Origin of the sequence: Methylobacterium sp. J-088 (genome assembly GCF_022829295.1) — a bacterium.
In the GTDB taxonomy this organism is placed as follows: domain Bacteria; phylum Pseudomonadota; class Alphaproteobacteria; order Rhizobiales; family Beijerinckiaceae; genus Methylobacterium.
The window spans coordinates 16,688-35,151 of sequence record NZ_JAKSYH010000278.1 but is presented as its reverse complement, the minus strand read 5'-3'; the positions used below and the strand labels follow the sequence as shown (position 1 = coordinate 35,151).

19 protein-coding genes and 2 tRNA genes are annotated in these 18,464 nt (G+C 66.1%); 10 read left to right on the top strand and 11 right to left on the bottom strand.

Annotated elements, in window-relative coordinates:
- Positions 1-44: 44 nt before the first annotated feature.
- Complete coding sequence (gene mdeB, locus MKK63_RS30170; RefSeq protein WP_244008091.1) at positions 45-2,720, bottom strand: alpha-ketoglutarate dehydrogenase; 2,676 nt, start codon at positions 2,718-2,720, stop codon at positions 45-47.
- Between the two features lie 220 nt (positions 2,721-2,940).
- Between mdeB and MKK63_RS30165 the strand changes: the two genes are divergently transcribed.
- The gene (locus tag MKK63_RS30165) at positions 2,941-3,429 is read left to right on the top strand and encodes an Lrp/AsnC family transcriptional regulator (RefSeq protein ID WP_244008089.1); all 489 of its coding nucleotides are present in this window, start codon (positions 2,941-2,943) and stop codon (positions 3,427-3,429) included.
- 95 nt (positions 3,430-3,524) lie between these two features.
- Here the strand turns inward: MKK63_RS30165 and MKK63_RS30160 are convergent.
- Positions 3,525-3,600 (bottom strand) — tRNA-Ala (locus tag MKK63_RS30160).
- A 151-nt stretch (positions 3,601-3,751) separates the two neighbouring features.
- Positions 3,752-4,138 carry a TIGR02300 family protein gene (locus MKK63_RS30155; RefSeq protein WP_244008087.1) on the bottom strand — a complete coding sequence of 129 codons (387 nt, stop codon included), beginning with the start codon at positions 4,136-4,138 and terminating at the stop codon, positions 3,752-3,754.
- Positions 4,139-4,418: 280 nt separating this feature from the next.
- Between MKK63_RS30155 and aroA the strand changes: the two genes are divergently transcribed.
- The 3 genes from aroA (at position 4,419) to MKK63_RS30140 (ending at position 6,584) form a co-directional block, all read left to right on the top strand.
- Positions 4,419-5,768, top strand: coding sequence for a 3-phosphoshikimate 1-carboxyvinyltransferase (gene aroA / locus MKK63_RS30150; protein WP_244008085.1), 1,350 nt, complete (start codon positions 4,419-4,421; stop codon positions 5,766-5,768).
- A gap of 5 nt (positions 5,769-5,773) precedes the next feature.
- Positions 5,774-6,412, top strand: a complete 639-nt coding sequence (gene cmk / locus MKK63_RS30145; RefSeq protein WP_244008251.1) for a (d)CMP kinase — start codon at positions 5,774-5,776, stop codon at positions 6,410-6,412.
- Between the two features lie 96 nt (positions 6,413-6,508).
- Positions 6,509-6,584 (top strand) — tRNA-Lys (locus MKK63_RS30140).
- Between the two features lie 463 nt (positions 6,585-7,047).
- Here MKK63_RS30140 and MKK63_RS30135 read toward each other — a convergent pair.
- Positions 7,048-7,275: a hypothetical protein gene (locus MKK63_RS30135; RefSeq protein WP_244008083.1), complete on the bottom strand. Its 228-nt coding sequence runs from the start codon at positions 7,273-7,275 to the stop codon at positions 7,048-7,050.
- Positions 7,276-7,376: 101 nt separating this feature from the next.
- Here MKK63_RS30135 and MKK63_RS30130 point away from each other — a divergent pair, with 101 nt between their 5' ends.
- Positions 7,377-7,664 (top strand): hypothetical protein, encoded by a 288-nt coding sequence (locus MKK63_RS30130; protein ID WP_244008081.1) that lies wholly within the window; start codon positions 7,377-7,379, stop codon positions 7,662-7,664.
- A gap of 347 nt (positions 7,665-8,011) precedes the next feature.
- On the opposite strand, the gene MKK63_RS30125 is transcribed toward MKK63_RS30130, so the two are convergent.
- On the bottom strand, positions 8,012-8,428 hold the full coding sequence (locus MKK63_RS30125; RefSeq protein ID WP_244008079.1) for a helix-turn-helix domain-containing protein: 417 nt from the start codon (positions 8,426-8,428) through the stop codon (positions 8,012-8,014).
- A gap of 378 nt (positions 8,429-8,806) precedes the next feature.
- Here MKK63_RS30125 and MKK63_RS30120 point away from each other — a divergent pair, with 378 nt between their 5' ends.
- Together MKK63_RS30120 and MKK63_RS30115 are read left to right on the top strand one after the other, a co-directional pair.
- Positions 8,807-9,004 (top strand): hypothetical protein, encoded by a 198-nt coding sequence (locus MKK63_RS30120; RefSeq protein ID WP_244008077.1) that lies wholly within the window; start codon positions 8,807-8,809, stop codon positions 9,002-9,004.
- An 838-nt stretch (positions 9,005-9,842) separates the two neighbouring features.
- Complete coding sequence (locus MKK63_RS30115; RefSeq protein ID WP_244008075.1) at positions 9,843-10,115, top strand: hypothetical protein; 273 nt, start codon at positions 9,843-9,845, stop codon at positions 10,113-10,115.
- Positions 10,116-10,170: 55 nt separating this feature from the next.
- On the opposite strand, the gene MKK63_RS30110 is transcribed toward MKK63_RS30115, so the two are convergent.
- Positions 10,171-11,151 carry an alginate O-acetyltransferase AlgX-related protein gene (locus MKK63_RS30110; RefSeq protein ID WP_244008073.1) on the bottom strand — a complete coding sequence of 327 codons (981 nt, stop codon included), beginning with the start codon at positions 11,149-11,151 and terminating at the stop codon, positions 10,171-10,173.
- Positions 11,152-11,299: 148 nt separating this feature from the next.
- A complete protein-coding gene (locus MKK63_RS30105) occupies positions 11,300-11,590 on the bottom strand; it encodes a PilZ domain-containing protein (protein WP_244008071.1) in 291 nt (96 codons plus the stop codon).
- 526 nt (positions 11,591-12,116) lie between these two features.
- Between MKK63_RS30105 and MKK63_RS30100 the strand changes: the two genes are divergently transcribed.
- Complete coding sequence (locus MKK63_RS30100; protein WP_244008069.1) at positions 12,117-13,154, top strand: hypothetical protein; 1,038 nt, start codon at positions 12,117-12,119, stop codon at positions 13,152-13,154.
- 16 nt (positions 13,155-13,170) lie between these two features.
- Here the strand turns inward: MKK63_RS30100 and MKK63_RS30095 are convergent, their stop codons facing one another.
- Positions 13,171-13,512, bottom strand: a complete 342-nt coding sequence (locus MKK63_RS30095) for a hypothetical protein (RefSeq protein WP_243925663.1) — start codon at positions 13,510-13,512, stop codon at positions 13,171-13,173.
- Positions 13,513-13,580: 68 nt separating this feature from the next.
- A complete protein-coding gene (locus MKK63_RS30090; RefSeq protein ID WP_244008067.1) occupies positions 13,581-14,444 on the bottom strand; it encodes a formyltransferase family protein in 864 nt (287 codons plus the stop codon).
- A gap of 213 nt (positions 14,445-14,657) precedes the next feature.
- Here MKK63_RS30090 and MKK63_RS30085 point away from each other — a divergent pair, with 213 nt between their 5' ends.
- Complete coding sequence (locus MKK63_RS30085) at positions 14,658-16,256, top strand: cryptochrome/photolyase family protein (protein ID WP_244008065.1); 1,599 nt, start codon at positions 14,658-14,660, stop codon at positions 16,254-16,256.
- Here the strand turns inward: MKK63_RS30085 and bcsS are convergent.
- A complete protein-coding gene (gene bcsS, locus MKK63_RS30080; protein WP_244008063.1) occupies positions 16,223-17,077 on the bottom strand; it encodes a cellulose biosynthesis protein BcsS in 855 nt (284 codons plus the stop codon). The genes MKK63_RS30085 and bcsS overlap by 34 nt on opposite strands.
- 161 nt (positions 17,078-17,238) lie before the next feature.
- On the opposite strand from bcsS, the gene MKK63_RS30075 reads away from it, so the two are divergent.
- The gene (locus tag MKK63_RS30075; RefSeq protein ID WP_267422786.1) at positions 17,239-17,844 is read left to right on the top strand and encodes an exopolysaccharide biosynthesis protein; all 606 of its coding nucleotides are present in this window, start codon (positions 17,239-17,241) and stop codon (positions 17,842-17,844) included.
- A gap of 100 nt (positions 17,845-17,944) precedes the next feature.
- On the opposite strand, the gene ldtR is transcribed toward MKK63_RS30075, so the two are convergent.
- Positions 17,945-18,457 (bottom strand): transcriptional regulator LdtR, encoded by a 513-nt coding sequence (gene ldtR, locus MKK63_RS30070; RefSeq protein WP_244008059.1) that lies wholly within the window; start codon positions 18,455-18,457, stop codon positions 17,945-17,947.
- Between the last annotated feature and the right edge of the window lie 7 nt (positions 18,458-18,464).

Below are 18,464 nucleotides of genomic sequence, written 5' to 3'. Positions count from 1 at the left end.
GGGAATCGTGCGACGTATGGAGGCCCCACGGCGGGGGCCCGGCCTCAGATGGTCCAAGGCGCGGGAGCGTCCGCGGCGATGCCGTATCGGCGGATCGCCTCGGCGACCGCGGCGCGTGGCACCTCTCTGGCCTCGGCCAAAGCGTGCAGGGCGGCGATCGCCACGTGCTGCCGATCGACCTCGAAGAAGCGGCGGAGTGCGCTGCGGGTGTCGCTGCGGCCGAACCCGTCGGTGCCGAGCGCCACGAAGCGCGCGCCGACATAGGAGGCGATCAACTGCGGGTAGGCCCGGACGTAGTCGCTCGCCGCAACGATCGGCGCCGATCCCGGTAGCAACGCCGCCACGTGACTGACCGGCGCCTCAGCCTCGGGATTGAGCATCGCCTGCCGTTCGGCCTCCCGGGCATCGCGCGCCAGCTCGCTGAAGCTGGTGGCGCTGAACACCTCGGCAGTGATGCCCCAATCCTGCGCCAGGAGTTCGGCCGCCGCGATCACCTCCGGCAGGATCGCTCCTGAGCCGAGGAGGCGCACCGTACCGGCACCGCCCTCCGGCCCTGATAGACGGTACATGCCCTTGAGAATGCCGACCTCCGCGCCCTCCGGCATCGAAGGCTGGGCGTAGTTCTCGTTCATGGCGGTGAGGTAGTAGAAGGCGTCCTCGCCCTCTTCCATCATCGCCCGGGCGCCGCGGTCGACGATCACCGCCATCTCGTAGGCAAAGGCCGGATCGTAGGCGCGACAGTTCGGAATCGCCGCCGCCTGCATGTGGCTCGATCCGTCCTGATGCTGCAGGCCCTCGCCGCCGAGTGTGGTCCGGCCCGCCGTGGCGCCGATCAGGAAGCCCCGGGCCCGCTGGTCGGCTGCCGCCCAGATCAGGTCGCCGACCCGCTGGAACCCGAACATCGAGTAGTAGATGTAGAACGGCAGCATCGACAGGCCGTGGACGCTGTAGGCCGTGGCCGCCGCGGTCCAGGACGAGATCGCCCCGGCTTCAGTGATGCCTTCCTCCAGCAGCTGCCCGTCCTTGGCCTCGCGGTAGTAGAGCATCGAGCCGGCATCCTCGGGCTCATAAAGCTGGCCCTCAGGAGCGTAGATTCCGACCTGCCGGAACAGGTTGGCCATGCCGAAGGTCCGCGCCTCGTCGGCGACGATCGGGACGACGCGGGGGCCGAGGTCCTTGTGCTTCAGGAGGTTGCCGAACAAGCGCACCACCGCGGTGGTGGTCGACATCTCCTTGCCGCCGGCTTCGAGCGCGAAGCCCGCATAGGTCGAGAGCGGCGGCACCGTCACGGTCGGGGCGGTGCGGCGGCGGGCCGGCAGCACGCCACCCAGCATCTCCCGGCGCTCGCGCAGGTAGCGCATCTCGGCGCCGTCCTCGGCTGGCTTGTAGAAGGACAGGCCCTCCACCTGCGCGTCGGAGAGCGGCAGCGCGAAGCGGTCGCGGAAGGCGCGCAGCGCGTCGACGTCGAGCTTCTTGGCCTGGTGGGCGGTCATGCGCGATTCGCCGGCGCCGCCCATGCCGTAACCCTTCTTGGTCTTGGCCAGGATCACGGTCGGCCGACCCTTCGTGGCCTTGGCGGCCGCGAAGGCGGCGTAGAGCTTGCGGAAATCGTGGCCGCCGCGCTTTAGCCGGTCCACGTCAGCGTCCGACATGTGGGCGACGAGCTCGCGCACCTCCGGATCCTCGCCGAAGAAGTGGGCGAGGTTGTAGGCGCCGTCCTTGGCGCCCAGCGTCTGGTACTTGCCGTCAACCGTCTCGGCGAAACGGCGCAGCAGGGCATGGTTGGTGTCACGGGCGAAGATCCCGTCCCATTCCGAGCCCCACAGCACTTTAATGACGTTCCAGCCGGCGCCCCGGAACAGGCTCTCCAGTTCTTGGATGATCTGGCCGTTGCCGCGCACCGGCCCGTCCAGCCGCTGCAGGTTGCAGTTGATCACGAAGGTGAGGTTGTCGAGCTTCTCCCGGGCGGCGAGCGCGAGGCCGCCGATCGATTCCGGCTCGTCCATCTCGCCGTCGCCGAACACGCCCCAGACCTGCCGGGCGGAGGTGTCGGCCAGGCCGCGGTGGCCGAGATAGCGCATGAACCGCGCCTGGTAGACCGCGTGGATCGGGCCGATGCCCATCGAACCGGTGGGGACCTGCCAGAAATCCGGCATCAGCCAGGGATGCGGATAGGAGCAGAGGCCGTCGCCGGCGATCTCCTGGCGGTAATGCTTCAGCTGCTCCTCGGAGAGCCGCCCTTCCAGGAAAGCCCGGGCGTAGACGCCCGGCGCCGAGTGCGGCTGGAAGTAGACGAGGTCGCCGTCCGGGCCGCCCTTGAAGAAGTGGTTGAACCCGACCTCGAACAGCTCCGCCGCCGAGGCGTAGCTCGCCACGTGGCCACCCAACTCGCCGTACGCCATGTTGGCGCGCACCACCATGGCGAGCGCGTTCCAGCGCATGATCGAGGTCAGCCGCTCCTCAATATCGAGGTCGCCCGGGTAGCGCGGCTGCTTCTCCAGGGGAATGGTGTTTCGATAGGGCGAATAGGGCAGAGCCTCATCGAGGATGCCGATCTCCTTCGAGCGGCGCTCCAGCCGGTCGAGGATGAACCGCGCCCTCGCCGCGCCCTCCGTGCGAACCAGTGAGTCCAGCGCCGCCAGCCAGTCCTGCGTTTCCGCCGGGTCGTGATCGACCTCTGCGGACCGCGCGACGGTGGCTTTCGGCGGTATGGCGTTCATCGGCGCGGCCTCCCTTTATACGCCGGATCATACTGGCGCTCGGACGGCTGGACATGCTGAAGATCAGGCTACACCCTCGCGTTTCCGGTCCATTTGCCCCAAACAGGCGCCAAGATAGGACATTTCAACCGCATCAATTCGTCGACAGAGAAGACCGAACGCTTCGCATATCCGCCCTTAAGCGGCATGATTTGCCGGCGCTGAACACGAGAGCGAACGAATGCCCCATCGCCCTGTTGCCCTGGATCCCGCCTCCCTGCGCATCCTCGAACGCCTGCAGCAGGATAGCGAGATCAGTATCGCAGACCTCGCCGAGAAGGTCGGGCTTTCGACCTCGCCGTGCTGGCGGCGTGTCAATGACCTGAAGGAGGGCGGCGTGATCCGCGGTTGTGTCGCGGTGGTCGATCCGCTGAGCCTGGGACTCGCGGTCAACGTCTTCGTGCATGTCTCGCTGGAAAAGCAGACGCAGGCGGCACTTCAAGCCTTCGACGAGGCAGTGCGCAACCGTCCAGAGGTGATGGAGTGCTACCTGATGAGCGGCGAGGCCGACTACATGCTGCGGGTGGTGGTCGAGGATCTGGGCCAGTACCAGAGGCTCGTGCTCGACCATCTCACCCGGATTCCAGGGGTGGCCAACATCCGCTCGAGCTTCGCGCTGGGGCAAGTGAAATACACGACGGCGTTGCCGCTCGGGCATTTAACCCGGTAGAAGGTCTTCCCTCGCGAAGAATGGGGTCGTAGCAATAATGTTTTGGAGGACCAAGGCACAAAGAGCCGATCGGGCCACAACGTGCGAGAGGAGGATGGTGGAGCCTAACGGGATCGAACCGATGACCTCTTCCATGCCATGGAAGCGCTCTCCCAGCTGAGCTAAGGCCCCACTCTCATCCACCGCGGTTTGGGTTCCGCGGGGGTCTCGCCGTCCGGCTAACGTCCGGCGAGGCCGGTTCTATAGGCGGCTCGCGCCGCAGACTCAACCCCTTTTTTTCGCCTTCGTCGGGGGTTTTTTCGAGGGGGAGGCGGGGACCGCCTCAACTCTCTTCGTCGTTCTCGATATCGCCGTCGATGAGGTCGGAAACGTCGTCGTCGCCGGCATCCTCCTCCTCGAGGAAGGTATCGTCCTCGGCCGCATCCCCGTCCTCGGTCGTCTCGTCGTCGGGCGTAGGATCCGCCTCGTCCTCGGCAGCCTCGACCTCATCGAGGGAAACCAACTCCGGCCCCTTCTCGTCCGTCTCGTCCTCTTCGTCATTGGTGTTCGAGGCCCGCGCCAGCGCCGGAGGCGCAGCACGGCTCGATGTGGCGACCGCCTGGTAAACCGCTCCGCATTTCGGGCAGGTGGCGGGATCACGGGCGAGGTCGTAGAACTTCGCGCCGCAGCTCATGCACTGGCGCTTTAAGCCAAGTTCCGGTCGGGCCACGGGGGGACACCTCGTCGTCTACTAATGTCTCGGGGAAGCGGCCCCGTTAGTCGCGGGCGCCGCCTCTGTCAATCGAACCCGGCACACCGCGTCCCGGGCGTCGCGCCCCTGGGGCGGTGCAAGGATCCAGGGCATGGATCCGATGCTGGAGATCGCGTGGATGACGTACGCTGGTGCGCGTGTTAACCGCACCGCGATTTCACGGTCCGATTGCAGCGGCGCGGCGATGCTGCGCGACGCGCCGGATCCCGGCCCACCTTCGAGCACGAACGGACATTCCGTGTCGCACGATTCGCCTCCCGAGCCTCTGACTTCATCACCCGGTACGCCCCTGCGGGGACGGCTGCGCCCGCCCGGCGACAAGTCGATTTCTCACCGGGCGATGATCCTCGGCCTTCTCAGCGAGGGTGAGACCCGGGTCGAGGGCCTGCTCGAAGGCGACGACGTGCTGCGTACCGCGGCGGCCGCCAAGGCCCTGGGCGCCAGTGTCGAGCGCCTCGACGCCGGGCGCTGGCGGGTGCGGGGCGTGGGCATAGGAGGCCTCGGCGATCCGGCGGACGTTCTGGATTTCGGCAATGCCGGCACGGGCTCCCGGCTGATGATGGGCGTGGTCGGCGGCCAGCCTGTCACGGCGACCTTCGACGGTGACGCCTCCCTGCGATCCCGGCCGATGCGCCGCATCCTCGATCCGCTCACCCGCATGGGCACGCAGGTCCTGACCGAGGCAGAGGGCGGGCGCGTGCCTCTGACCCTGCGCGGGCCGAAGGAGGCGATCCCGATCACCTACGAGACGCCGGCCGCTTCGGCGCAAATCAAGTCGGCGGTGCTGCTCGCTGGCCTCAACGCGCCCGGGACCACGACGGTGATCGAGGCGGCGGCGACCCGCGACCATACCGAGCGCATGCTGCGCCTGTTCGGCGCCGCGGTTGAAGTCGTGTCGCACGGACCCGAGGGCCACGGCCGCAGCATCGCGCTGACCGGCCAGCCAACCCTGCGCGGGACCGACGTGGTGGTGCCGGCTGATCCGTCCTCGGCGGCGTTCCCGCTGGTGGCGGCGCTGATCGTGCCGGGATCCGACGTGGTGATCGAGGGCGTGATGATGAACCCGCTGCGGACCGGGCTGATTACGACCCTGCTCGAGATGGGCGCCGAGATCGAGCGCATCGCCGAGCGGGACGAGGGCGGCGAGACCGTGGCGGATCTGCGCGTGCGCGCGAGCCGCCTGAAGGGCGTGGACGTCCCGGCCGAACGCGCGCCCGCGATGATCGACGAGTATCCGGTGCTGGCGGTTGCGGCGAGCTTCGCCGAAGGCCGGACGCGGATGAACGGCCTGCACGAGTTGCGGGTCAAGGAATCCGATCGCCTCGCCGCCGTGGCGGCCGGCCTTGCGACCAACGGTGTCCGCCACACGGTCGAGGGTGACGATCTGGTGGTCGAGGGCGACGGGGCGGCGGCCCGTGGGGGCGGCACGGTGGCGACTTATCTCGATCATCGCATCGCCATGGCGTTCCTGGTGATGGGTCTAGCCACGCGGGACCCGGTGACGGTGGATGACGGGGCGATGATCGCCACGAGCTTCCCGACCTTCCTCCCGACCATGCGGGCCCTCGGCGGCCGGATCGGAGCATGATGCCGATGCCGCTCGTCATCGCGATCGACGGTCCGGCTGCGTCGGGCAAGGGCACGCTGGCCAAGCGCCTAGCCGACCATTACGGCCTGCCGCATCTCGATACTGGTCTGCTCTATCGCGCCGTCGCGCTGGCGCTGCTCGATGCCGGCCTCTCACTCGACGACCGCGCGGCCGCGGCCCGTGCCGCCGAGGCCCTCGATCCGGAAAAGCTCGACGATCCGCGTCTGCGCGACCGGGCCATGGGTGAGGCGGCCTCGCGGATCTCCGCGGTGCCGGAGGTTCGGACCGGTCTGCTCCAATGGCAGCGACGCTTCGCCGCCGATCCGCAGGGCGCGGTGCTGGACGGGCGTGACATCGGGACGGTGGTCTGCCCCGAGGCCGGGGTGAAGCTGTTCATCACGGCGTCCTCGGAGGAGCGGGCGCGCCGCCGCCATAGGGAACTGGCCGGTCGCGGCGAGACCGTAGCCTTCGCGGCCATCCTGGCCGACATTGAAGCCCGCGACGCGCGCGACTCCTCGCGGGCTGCGGCGCCGCTGCGCATCGCCGACGATGCGGTTGGGCTCGACACGACCGAGCTCGATGCCGATGCCGCCTTCGACGAGGCCCGCGCGATCGTGGAGCGCGCGCGGAGCGGGGGCGCCTGAGCGTTCTTCTCTATCCCCGTGTTGACCCCCCGGTTCGGCTCACCTATTGCGGACGCGCCGTCCCCGGCGACCCGCCTCGAGGCGCTCCCGGGACGCGAGCGCGTAGCTCAGCTGGTAGAGCAACGGACTTTTAATCTGTAGGTCTTGGGTTCGAACCCCAACGCGCTCACCAATTTACCAGTGAAGACAACGAGTTAAGCTACTTCGCAAATCCGGTGCTTTCCGGCGATGCGCCCGGGTTGCATCGAAGTAGCACGAGGCTGGCACATCGGTTCCCGTCAGCTTCAGCCTGGGACAGCGCACACCCAACGTCGGTGACGGCCGCCTAGCCCGCCCTGTTCATGGTGCCCCTGGGGCCGCGTTGCGTAGCGGCCCACCGCTGGTGAGATCGGACGCTCCCCCACCCCGTAAGCAGATCGGGGCGGGGCCGAGCGGGCCGCCTTAGTTGGCCCAATGCTTGCGATAAACCGCGCTCCTCCCAAGGATTCACTCAGCTCCGCCGGCTCCGCCGCGCGGGGCTTTTTCGATAACTGGAGGACTGCATCCTGTGGTGGGATCCAGCCCAGGTATCCCCTCACGGTCCGGATCTCGAGAAGCCGGCCCGGCCTGCCACGGCGGGCTTCTTCGCGCCGCGCCTACTCTGCTTTTTTCTGGTCCACGCCGATCTCGCAGATAATCTCGGCAACCGCGGGACCGTAGGCTGTTCCGAATGAAGCAGCCTCCGCTTCGGCTGCCCGTACCAATCTTGCAACCTCTGTGCTTGCCACGATGCCGGTGCTGGTCAGCAACGTCCCGAAAGGCTTAATCAACGGCGCGCTTGCAGTAGCGCTCTCCTGTGCCCCTTTCTTGGTGTGAACCGACATCGGCTCCCCGTAGCATCGTCATTCGGGCAGCAAACGAGGGCCGATTACGCCGTAACAATCTCCAACAGTGAACGAATTTTCAGCTGCGCTGCTAAGCAGCCATGTCGGCGCCGGAAAAACCCAACGCGATCGAAAGCGACGTGCTGTGTCGCGGAATCGCACGCGCCATCGCGATGGACGAGCGGGTGATCGAAGTTCTGGCAGTTGCCGCAAGCGTTCTGCGCGATGCGGAGGATCCCAGTGCGGCCGATATTGAAGGTAAAATCCGGACACACCGTGTCGGCATCATCAGGCAGCGAGCGATACTAGGAGCCGCGGGAATAAAGATTTGGGCATTCAGCCCCATATCTACAATGTTCGAAGCAGCCGTTTACATGGTGGCAACGTGACTTATACATGCCCGACGGCCGATTGGGCTGTTCAGAAGCTGCGCGATGCTGTCGCGAAGGGTTACGCCGAGATCGCAGTTCTCGATCCGCATGGCCAACCGCTCTCAGAAGCCGACCTGCTTGGGTGCATCCAGGATGCTGGCACTGCGCTCGGCGAGAGACTGCTTCCAGCCAATCTGTAGAGCATGGGCCGGCCAACCCGCGCGAGCAATCAACGCACGCCCTAATCGGCCCACCACCGCGATGGGCCTTCTCGGTATCGGCGCAACGAAAGCCGCCTCAAGGTGCAACAGCTGCTGCGAGTCAGTTCCATCGCGAGTGAGCCGGACCTTCGCCGCCAGGTACCCTCAACCTCGATCAGCCGGTCGCTGAAGGCTGGCCGTCGCCTTTACGATCGCCAGCACGCCAGCCCGCGCAGTGCTGTCCGTGATGCTTGCGAAAGCCATCACAAGCTCCATCGCCTGCGGATCTTCCAGAAAGGTCACCGGACTGGCTTCAGTCTCATTCGATCCCGGCTGACGTGCGAAGAAGGTTTCGACCGGGACTTTCAGGAGGTCGGCGATCGCCTGAAGACGGCCTGCACCGATGCGATTGCGCCCCTTCTCGTACTTCTGCACTTGCTGGAAACTAACGCCAAGGGCGTTTCCCAGGGCGGTCTGGCTCAAGCCCTGTGCAGCCCGCAGCACGGCGATACGGCTGCCGATGGTGCGATCGGCGTCGGTCGCCAACTTGGGTGCCGTGTGAGTGATCGGACGTGCAGACATGCAAACGTGGCTTTCGAGTAGAACGGTGGGGACAGCCGGCGTTCCGGCCGCTCACCAAACAAAATAACGCGCGATTGAGTTGCGCACAAATATGCAATCCAGGCGTGCGTCAACCGGTTGGTTCACTCGAAGCCCGTGGAAGTTCGGGACATGCGCAGTTTGCATCGTCAATTCCAACTTGAGCTCTCCCGTATTATCCAAGGACCCTTGGCAACATCCTGCGGCGCCGGAACGCGGCCGGCTTGGCTTGTGATCTGCGGGGATGTTGGGGACAAGCCCGATGTTAGCCGACACAGGTTGTTGCATCACCCAAGTCATTAATCTGGCGCGGCTTTTCGCAGTCCATGCTGTGGGCATGTTCAGACGCGCGAGCCACCCATGCACTTCGAAATCCGTTCGACAGGTCGCCACATGTGGACCTGGATCCTACTCGACGCAACGGAGCTGACGGTCCTGGAGTCGGATCGGGCTTTCCCGTCGGAGACACAGGCTTCGGCGGCGGCTCTGGCCTTCGCCAAGCTCGTCACACGCGCTGGTCGTACGCTGACATCCAGCCCAGCCGGCGGGCTGATCTGAGTGAGCAAGCGCACGCCTCGGCTCGGCGCTGCCTTGGGCCACCCCGCAGGCTTTCGGCGAAGTCGTCCCGGGCCTTGCATCACTGACCCTACGGCGACGCTTGAACGGCACGATCGATCGTTTTGAAAAGCTTCGGCGTCCCCTTGAACGATTGATCCGCCCATCAAACGATCGTTGAAGGGGTGCGTTCGGCTCAAGCATCCATCCCGGCATCCGCGCAAGCGGCAGGCTGCATCGCGTAGGCCGTCAGGAACTCCGCGCGCAGGGCCCACAACGCCGAACGGATTGCGCCCCGCACTTACGCGGATGCGCCGTCCGTGTCGGCTCTGATACGCAAATCCTGAAGCGCCCGCAGAAGCACGGTACGCTGTGGGGCGCCCGGCAGGCCGTGATCCGTCGTCAGGAGTGTCAGCAGAGCCCGTCCGAGCGGATCGGCAAACAGGGTGGATATCCCTGCAGTCTCACCTCCCGTGTTGTTTCTGCGTGTACCAGCATATCCAGTCCGACCGAGGCATTTACTATGCGAAGTTGCATAGAGCGTAGCCGGTACAAATGACTCATCATTCCTGGCAGGTTTCCGCTGATGCCGCGAACTGATTTCGCTCGAAGCCTCGTGGGCGGGCGCCAAGCCCCGTCATGAGCCGTACGATTCTCTGTTCATGAGTGCGTAGGCCGGGAGAAAGGTATCCGGCCCGTTCCTAGGCGCAAGCAGCTTTTCCGATGCTGGAATGCGCCCGATGAGGCGCAGGGGCGAGGTGCCGTTATCCGGATCAGGCGCCTTGGAACACATCAATCCGGTTTGTGTTGGCCCCTCAACGCAATTGCGAAGGATTCATCGATGCGGAAGCTGGTTCTCCTCTCTGCCGTCACGCTGTGCCTCGGGGCCGTCGGCCCGAGCGTCGCACAGGCCCAGGGTTACGGTTATCGCGACGGATACGGTCGCGGGTACGAGCGTGGCTACGGGCGTCATCGGGATTACGGCTATCGCCGTCACCGCGGCCTCTCGACCGGGGCCGCCATCGGCCTCGGCGTTGCGGGCGCGGCGGCCGGCGCCGCGGCGGCGGGCGCGTTCGATCGAGGCGGTCCGGGCTATTACGGCCGCGGGTACTGAACCGAGGCACTTCGAGAACAGGGGCCCCACCGCACGCGTGCGGTGGGGTTCCTTTTTATGTGGGCTGGTGCGGTTTCTTGGATCGCAGGCCCCGCCGGAGCCATTCGCGCAGCGTCGGCCGAACGGCCCGTTTGGCCCGTTTCTGCGCGAACGCATCGATGCGAATGCGGTCGGTCGGGACTTGCCGCAGGAAACGTTCGGCGATTTCGAAGATCAGAATGTCGGGTTTGACGCCCTCGATATAGGTCCAGTCCAGATTGGCCGACCAGATCGCGTGGACTTCGGCGAAGGACTCGGCGAGCATCGCGGTCAGGCGGGCGCCCGGACTGTAGATGTAGGAATCGCCGAACAGCACGACCCGACGCGGGTCCGGCGCCGCATCGTTCCGCATCACGACGCGCGAACCAACGAACAGGCCACGCTGCCGGATCGCCCGACCGCTTTCACGCACCCGAACCAGGGCGTTCGCGTCCACACGTTCCGCGCGGCGCGAAAAATCGTAGGCGACGTAGTCTTCCTCGATCGGGGGCCGGAGCTTCTCGCCGAGATCGAACGTGAATCGCGCACGCTCATGCACGCCGGCAAAGACATGCTCGGCCACTGGTGCATCGAGGGCCTCACACAACGCACGGTAGGCTGTGAGATAGCCGCGATAGGTCCAATGTGTGTCTGTCTGCAGATATACCGGCTCAGCGCCCCGCGCCGCGCGCAATGGTGTCAGCAGATCGAGCATCCGGGCGCCGCCATCCGGTTCCAGGAGCTTGGCGAGGCGAACGGCGGGCGGGTTGTCGAGGCCCGGAAACGCGCGGCCGAGCGTATCGGGATAGACCGCGAGCTTGTCGGGGACGACCGCATGAACGTGGCGGATGCCGAGGGCATCCAGGCGCCGAGTGCGCCGGTCGATCAGACGTTCCCACCGTGTGAGGATCCGGCGCGACAGGGGGCTGTCGCCGTAGAAGACCTCGACTTCGCGGGCACGGCCGACCCAGTATAACCAGCCATCCTGCCCGACGGCCACACCGTTGCCGCTCGTCATGAAAAGATCCGCGCGCTCTCCGCGTCGCCTGCCAACCGAGCCGGCGCCCTCGCGGTTGGCCTCGATGGATCCGCTTCGAATTGCAAGCCCGCTGCGCTGCCGCGCGGCCGGACTTCGGGTGAGCCGCTGCGCTTGGAATTCTAACGTCTTACTCGTTGTCCAGGCAGAATTGTACGCCAGTCGTCCGCTCCTTTCGCCAGACGACCTTGACGGCATAGCGCACCTTGGCGTCGGCCAGAACCAAATCGAAGGCGTTCTCGACCATCGTCGCGTGTTGGCCGAGGAATTCCAGCATGGCGCCGCGGTCGGAGATGTTCCTGACCTGGCAGGGAAACCGCACCCCGTCCGAATTCAGCGCAAAAGCGAGGAGCGCCGTCGGCTTTCGGGGCGTGGCACGCCGCTCCGCATGGCCGCTGTAGGGCGGGGCATTGCGAGACATGGCCGATTTTCCTGCCCATGTCGGCCAACATGGCACGAGTTCAGTAAAAATGCGGCTGATTTACTAATATGTAATTGACGACGATCCGCATCGCGACATCGCCTTCATCCATCAGCCCGCAGGAGTGTCGGTGCGCACGACTTATCCTTCGTCGCGCGTCGGTTCATTGCCCCACCGGCTGATAGTTCGTCCGACAGGCTCTACGGACGGTTCGATCCTCTTTCGTCGCGGGGGAGGGGCGGACCTTTTCCCGCTTTGATGAACCGGCCTACGAACAGGCCGAGCGGAATGGACATCAGAAACCAGCCTCTAAGGAATCGCAGGGCCTTCATCGTGTACTGCTCCCCGATCTGAACAGGCGACGTCTTCGAAGTTTGGTGCCGTGAAGGGCTTACGCTGCGCGTGGGCATTGGTTCACGCGCCATCGCAGAGTCGCTGTCGCCGCCGCGAAGCCCATGCCTATCTGGTCGGGATGAATCTCATCCTGGCCCTGCCGGGATTATCCGGTGGCGATCTTGGGACGATTATGCATCTGCGCACCAGCCTGACGTTTGTCCCGTGTCTGTTTGGTCTGCTTGAGGGGGCGTCGCTCCCCGCGGTCGCCGAGGCGCCAGGGCAGCCACCGATCGTTGCCACCGAGGCTGCTTCGGCGTGGCTGCCCAGTTTCTCGCGCAACGTCCAGGGAACCGGTCTTCCCGGCATCGACGGCGGACATGTTTTCCTCTGGAATCAGCCGCAGGGCTTCGACCCGGTCTCGACGTTGCGGGTCGACCGGCACGTGCCGAACGGTTCGGGGGAGGCGACCCACACCTATAAGGCGCTTTGGGCGCTGGGTTCCACCGGCCCGCACAATGCCGGCTACGAGTGGACGATCACCGGCGAGCTACACAACCGGGCATTGGCCAACACCGGGGCTCAGAACGTCGCGGTGAACGGGACCATCTTCAAGGAGCCGAACGGGATCGGTCCGGTCGGCCCATCCTGGGCCGGAAACTTCAACTGTGTGGACACGACCACCGAGGCCGATCCCGTAGCGTCCTGTATCGGCGCCGAGATCGACGTCTCAGCCCAGTCGCCGACCACCGACCGTAATCGCCAGCGGGTCGGCCTTCAGATCTCCACAGGGGGCATACCAGGCGCCCACACCGGATACGGTATCCTCATGGGCAACCTCACCGGATCGATTACCGACCGGGCCATCTCGTTCCAGGGGGAGGGTACCTACGGAATCGGGATCGACGCTGCTGCGGCTCGCTTCACCGGCGTGCCGCTCCTGCTCGGTTCAGGCCAGATGATCGCACTCGATGGCACACGGGATGGCGCCTTCTCGCGTCGGCTCGGCTTCGACGGGCGCGACTTCGTCTACGCGGGCGGAGACGGTCCGGTGTTCCGGGTAAGCGATGCCGGCCGCGTCGAGGCGGCCTCACTTCGCGAGGTGAGACCGCAGCCGCCCGCAAGCAGCCGCGATCGTTGCGAACCCGGAGAGCATGCCTGGGACAGCGCCTACGAGTATCGTTGCGTCGCCCGGAATCGATGGAAACGGGCGGCGCTGGCCGATTGGTAGTCGATCGGCTTCGACGTCAGCGGTCCAGGATCCGGACCACGGCACGCGAGGCCGGATCGACCACCACGATCTTATCGCCCGGCGCCACGAAATAACCGAAACGGCGCAGCCGCGGATCGGGGGCGTCCGTGAACGGGGCGAGCCGAACATCCTCGGGCACGATGCTGCCGGGCCGCAGCGGAATCGATCCCACGATCGGTCCAGGCCCGACGGGCCGGCGAACGATGTAGTCGCGTACCACGACGTCGTCGTCGGGGCCGAAATCGTCGGGCCCCACAATGATCGCCTGCGCGAAGGCGGAGCCTGTGAAGAGCGCGGCGAACCCGAGGGCGGCGGCGAGGCTTGCGCGTGTCGACATGTCGGGCTCCATAACCAGGGCCGCCGGAAACACGGCCGAACCTGGATCGGTTCCCGTGCTGGGCGCGCTCAACGGCCGATCTGGGCCGCCTCATTGAGCGGCAGCGGCGACCAACGGGTGATTTGAACGTACCCGTCGAGGGCCGCGACGACGATGTGGCGGCGGTGGCGATGCACCACCGCACCGGCGGCGTGGGTATGCCGCTCCTGCCAGCCGCCCGCCTCTGCCACGTAGACACGCGTATCGCCGAGGCGGGCGATGGTCTCGACCGTGCCGAAGGCCCGCACCCGGCGGAGGATCGCCCCTACGTCCTTCCGAAAATCGAGGGTCCGGTCGCCATCGGTGGCGCGCGGCCAGTAGGAGCCGTCACCCTGAGGCTCGGCCCAGCGCCAGCGGCCGGGCAAGTCGCGCCCGAGGGGGCCGGCGACGAGGCGGCGCGCCGCCATCTGGCACTTGGCCAAAAGGGTCTCGTGCGATTCCTGCGGGCTGAGGGGAAACATCTCCTGCGCCAGGATATCGCCGGTGTCGAAGCCGTCGGCCAGCACGTGGGCGGTCACGCCCCAGGTCTCGTAGCGATCGAGCACGGCGCGGAACAACGGGTACGGGCCACGCCCGATCGGGAGCGGCGAGGGGTGGATGTTGAAACCGTAAGCCGCGTGGCCGCGCCAGCCGCGCACCAGCCACGGATAACCTGCCACCACGAGCGCCCAGTCCTTGCCGTGGTCGGCCTGGATCGCCTCGATGTCCCGCTCGCGGATCCGCGAGAGCTGGATCGGGATGCGCAGCGACCGGGCGCGGGCGACGATTACGTCGTTGTGGTCGTAGACCCCGTCGCAGGGGCGGGTGAACAGCTTCACCGGCGTCCAGCCGGCATCCAGAAGCCCCTCGAAGACGCCCCCCAGGAAGTCGATGCCGGCGAACGCGAACTTCATGTGTCCCGCCTGCGACCTTGTGCACGTGGAGGGCGCAGGCTTGCAGCCTGCCCGGCGTTGCCCCCGGCCTTACCTTGATCCCGGCGGCTTGTGTAGCGAGGGGGATCGACATGGGGCGGGTGATCATCGACGGCGGAACGGGGTGGTGGATCACCGCTAAAGTCATCGGCCTGGATGGCAGCCGCTCGGCCGTTCGGATCGAGGGCTGAGTTAGTGCCGGGCAAGCCCAAAGCCGAATCCTGCGGAACGCTTCGCCTGGTCCTCGGAGACCAGCTCACCCGTCGCGTCTCCAGCCTGACCGACCTCGATCCCGAACGCGACGTCGTGCTGCTGGTCGAGGTGCGGGACGAAGCGACCTATGTCCGCCACCACAAACAGAAGATCGCGTTCCTGTTCGCCGCCATGCGCCACTTCGCGGCCGAGCTGACGGCCGAGGGCATCCGGGTCGACTACGTGCGCCTGACCGATCCCGGCTGCACCGGCAGCTTCACCGGCGAGCTCGAGCGCGCGGTGGCACGGCACAAGCCGGAGCGCGTGACCGTCACCGAGCCCGGTGAATGGCGGGTCTGGCAGATGATGCAGGACTGGCGCGAGACCCTCGGGCCGCCGGTGGAGATCCGGGCCGACAACCGCTTCCTCTGCCCGCGGGAGGATTTCGCGGGTTGGGCCGAGGGCCGGCACCATCTGCGGATGGAAACCTTCTATCGCGGCATGCGCCGCCGAACCGGCCTGCTGATGGAGGGCGGTGAGCCGGTCGGTGGACGTTGGAATTTCGACGCCGAAAATCGCAAGCGCCTGCCGAAGGGCCACCGGCTGCCCGACCGGATCGGCTTCCAGCCGGATGCCGTGACCCGCGAGGTCATCACCCTGGTTGAGCGGGAATTCGGCGACCATTTCGGCGATCTCGCTAGCTTCTCCTGGCCCGTGACGCGCTCCGACGCGCTCGACGCGCTCCGACACTTCATCGCCACGTGTCTGCCGACCTTCGGCGACTACCAGGACGCCATGAAGACCGGTGCGCCGTTCCTGTATCATGCGCTGATCTCGCCGGCCCTGAACGCCGGACTCCTGACCGCGGAGGAAATCTGCTGGGCTGCCGAGCGCGCGTTCCGCGAGGGCGCGGCACCGCTCCACTGCACCGAGGGATTCATCCGGCAGATCCTCGGCTGGCGCGAATATGTCCGCGGCCTCTATTGGGCGCGGATGCCCGAGTATCGCGACACGAACGCGCTCGCGGCCAGCCGGGCCCTGCCGTGGTTCTACTGGTCGGGCGAGACCAAGCTCAACTGCATCGCCCAGGTGGTCGCGGATACGCGCGCCCATGCTTATGCGCACCATATCCAGCGCCTGATGGTGACGGGCAACTTCGCCCTGATCGCCGGTCTTGACCCGGCGCAGGTGGAGGAATGGTACCTGATCGTCTTCGCGGATGCCTACGAGTGGGTGGAATTGCCCAACGTTCACGGCATGGTGCTCTGGGCGGATGGTGGCGTGATGGGCACGAAGCCCTACGCCGCTTCGGGCGCCTACATCGATCGCATGTCGGATTATTGCGGATCGTGCGCGTATGACGTGAAGGTCAAATCGGGCGCGACCGCCTGCCCGTTCAACTACCTCTATTGGAATTTCCTGATCGAGAACGAAGACAAACTCGCCAACAATCCTCGCATGACGATGCCCTACAGGACCCTGCGCGGCTTTGGGGACACGCGGCGCGCCGAGATCCGGCAAGACGCGACAACCTTTCTTCGGTCCCTCCTGAGCGAGCCCGAGCGGGACTATAAGGGCGACCAGACCGAAAGCGCGGTGTAGGGGGCAACGGACCGTCGGCCGGTCTCGCTCTGGATCCCAGCCGAGATCCTGAAACTGATGCGGCCGACGGTAAAATCCGTCGCGTGTAGCCCCACGTTCAGTTTTAGGAACCCGGACGCATCCGTGTACAGGCTCGCTTCCGGCCCGAAATAGGTATCCCAAAGGCGGTAACCCAAGGCTGCACGGGCCCAGACGCTGTCGAGCGCGGTACCCGCGACCACACTTCCCTGCAGCAGCGTGTCCTCGGACGGGCGAGCCCAGATCTCACCGTGTAAACGAAGACCAAAGCGAGATGGCAAAAGGGTCGGACCGTTTGGGTCCGTCAGCATCTGCGTCGTCATCTCGGGGCCCGCGAAGGCCGCCACCACGCCCCAATCGAAGAACCACTGATACCCGAAGTTGATGGCGCCGAGGACCGTGTAGCGCTGAACCGATCCCTCCGGACCACGTTCGCCCTGTCGGCCGCCGCCAAGGCTCGCCAACACCACGGCGCCGTCGCGATCGAGGGACGGCAGGCCGACTTTCGCGCCCGCGGTCATGAACGTGGCGGCGCCCGCATCGAGACTGCCGAACACGAGCGTGTCGATCTCGCCGGCGCGTGCCGCATCGGGCAGACTGATCCGGCAGAAGATCCCGACAGCAACGCAGATGCCACCAAGGCGGATCTTGATTTTAGGGTGCCCGAATCGCACGGGTTTACCTCCTTTCGGAGCATGATCCGTGAGATACGTGAGCGAGTCGAGTCGATAGATGCGTGGGTTGCCTGCGTAAGCGAATTTTAGTCTTCGACTGACCTTGTAATATTGCGAGACATTCGTCAAAAAGCATCGCGACGAAATAGTTATTGCCCGCCCGCGGCGTGCGCCCCGACATGGCGGCGCCCTATCGAAGGCGCGGGCGGTGCTGTCGCACGGCTGCCGTGCTTGGCGTACCACGCGATCTCCGCTAGAGCCCCCGCGGGACAGCGAAGGTTGGCGGATCCTTGACCTCCGGTGCACGAACGTCGGACGTCCTCACGGTGTTGGCGAGCCAAGAGGGCGAGCGCCTCACGGTGGGGGACATTGTCGCGGTCCTGCGGGACCGCGCCTTCGCGCTGCTCGTCGTGCTGCTCGGCTTGCCGAACTGCCTGCCGATGCCGCCGCCGATCCCGCTGATCTGTGGACTACTTCTGCTGCTGGTGGCGACTCAGATCGCTGTCGGCATGTCGGCACCGTGGCTGCCGCGGATGCTGCTCGGCCGGTCCATCGCGTTGACCGATGTGCGGCGCGCCGTGACGCGGGCGGTGCCGGTTCTGCGGCGTCTGGAGCGCTGGTCGCGCCCGCGCCTGAGCGTGTTCGACACCGCGCTGGGTATGCGTGGCATGGGCGTCGCCCTACTGGCCCTGGCGCTGGCCCTGATTGTGGCAGCGCCCATCGTCGGGCAGATCCCGCTGGGCCTCGCCGTCTGCCTCGTGGGCCTCGGTCTTGTCGAGCGCGACGGTGTCGTGGTGCTGGGCGGCCTCGTCATCGGTCTGTTCGGCGTCGCGATCAACGCCGGTTTCGCCTATGCGGTCATCGCCGGGATCCTGAGCCTTCTCAACGTCTGGTAGGACGGATCGGTGGCGGTAGCGGATCTGATCGACCAAGAAGCGCCCGCTTGTCGGGTGTTCCCGGTTTGCTGTCAGCGGCCGACGGGAGCGCGATCGTGCTTCAGAGGCGATAGCGGATCTGGTCGGTCCAGAAGCGCTCCAGACGGCCGAGCGCCTGGTTGAGCCGACCGAAATCGTCATCCGAGATGCCGCCGATCGGCGCGATCGTGCGGGCGTGCTTATCGTAGAGACCCTGAATGATCTCGTGCACCTGACGGCCCTTGTCGGTCAGGCTGATCCGGACCGAGCGGCGGTCAGTCTTCGAGCGGGCGTGGTGCAGGTAGCCAGCCTCGACGAGCTTCTTGACGTTGTAGGAGACGTTGGAGCCAAGATAGTAGCCCTTGGTCCGCAGCTCGCTTGCGGTGAGCTCCTTGTCGCCGATGTTGTACAGGAGCAAGGCCTGGACGCTGTTGACGTCTTCGCGGCCGCGCCGCTCGAACTCGTCCTTGATCACGTCGAGGAGCCGGCGGTGCAGGCGCTCGACGAGGTGAAGCGCCTCGAGATAGGAGCCCCGAGCCGGCAATGCCTCTTCGATGGATTCGATCTTGGTGGCCCTGGCGCCCTGCGTCTTCATGTCTGCC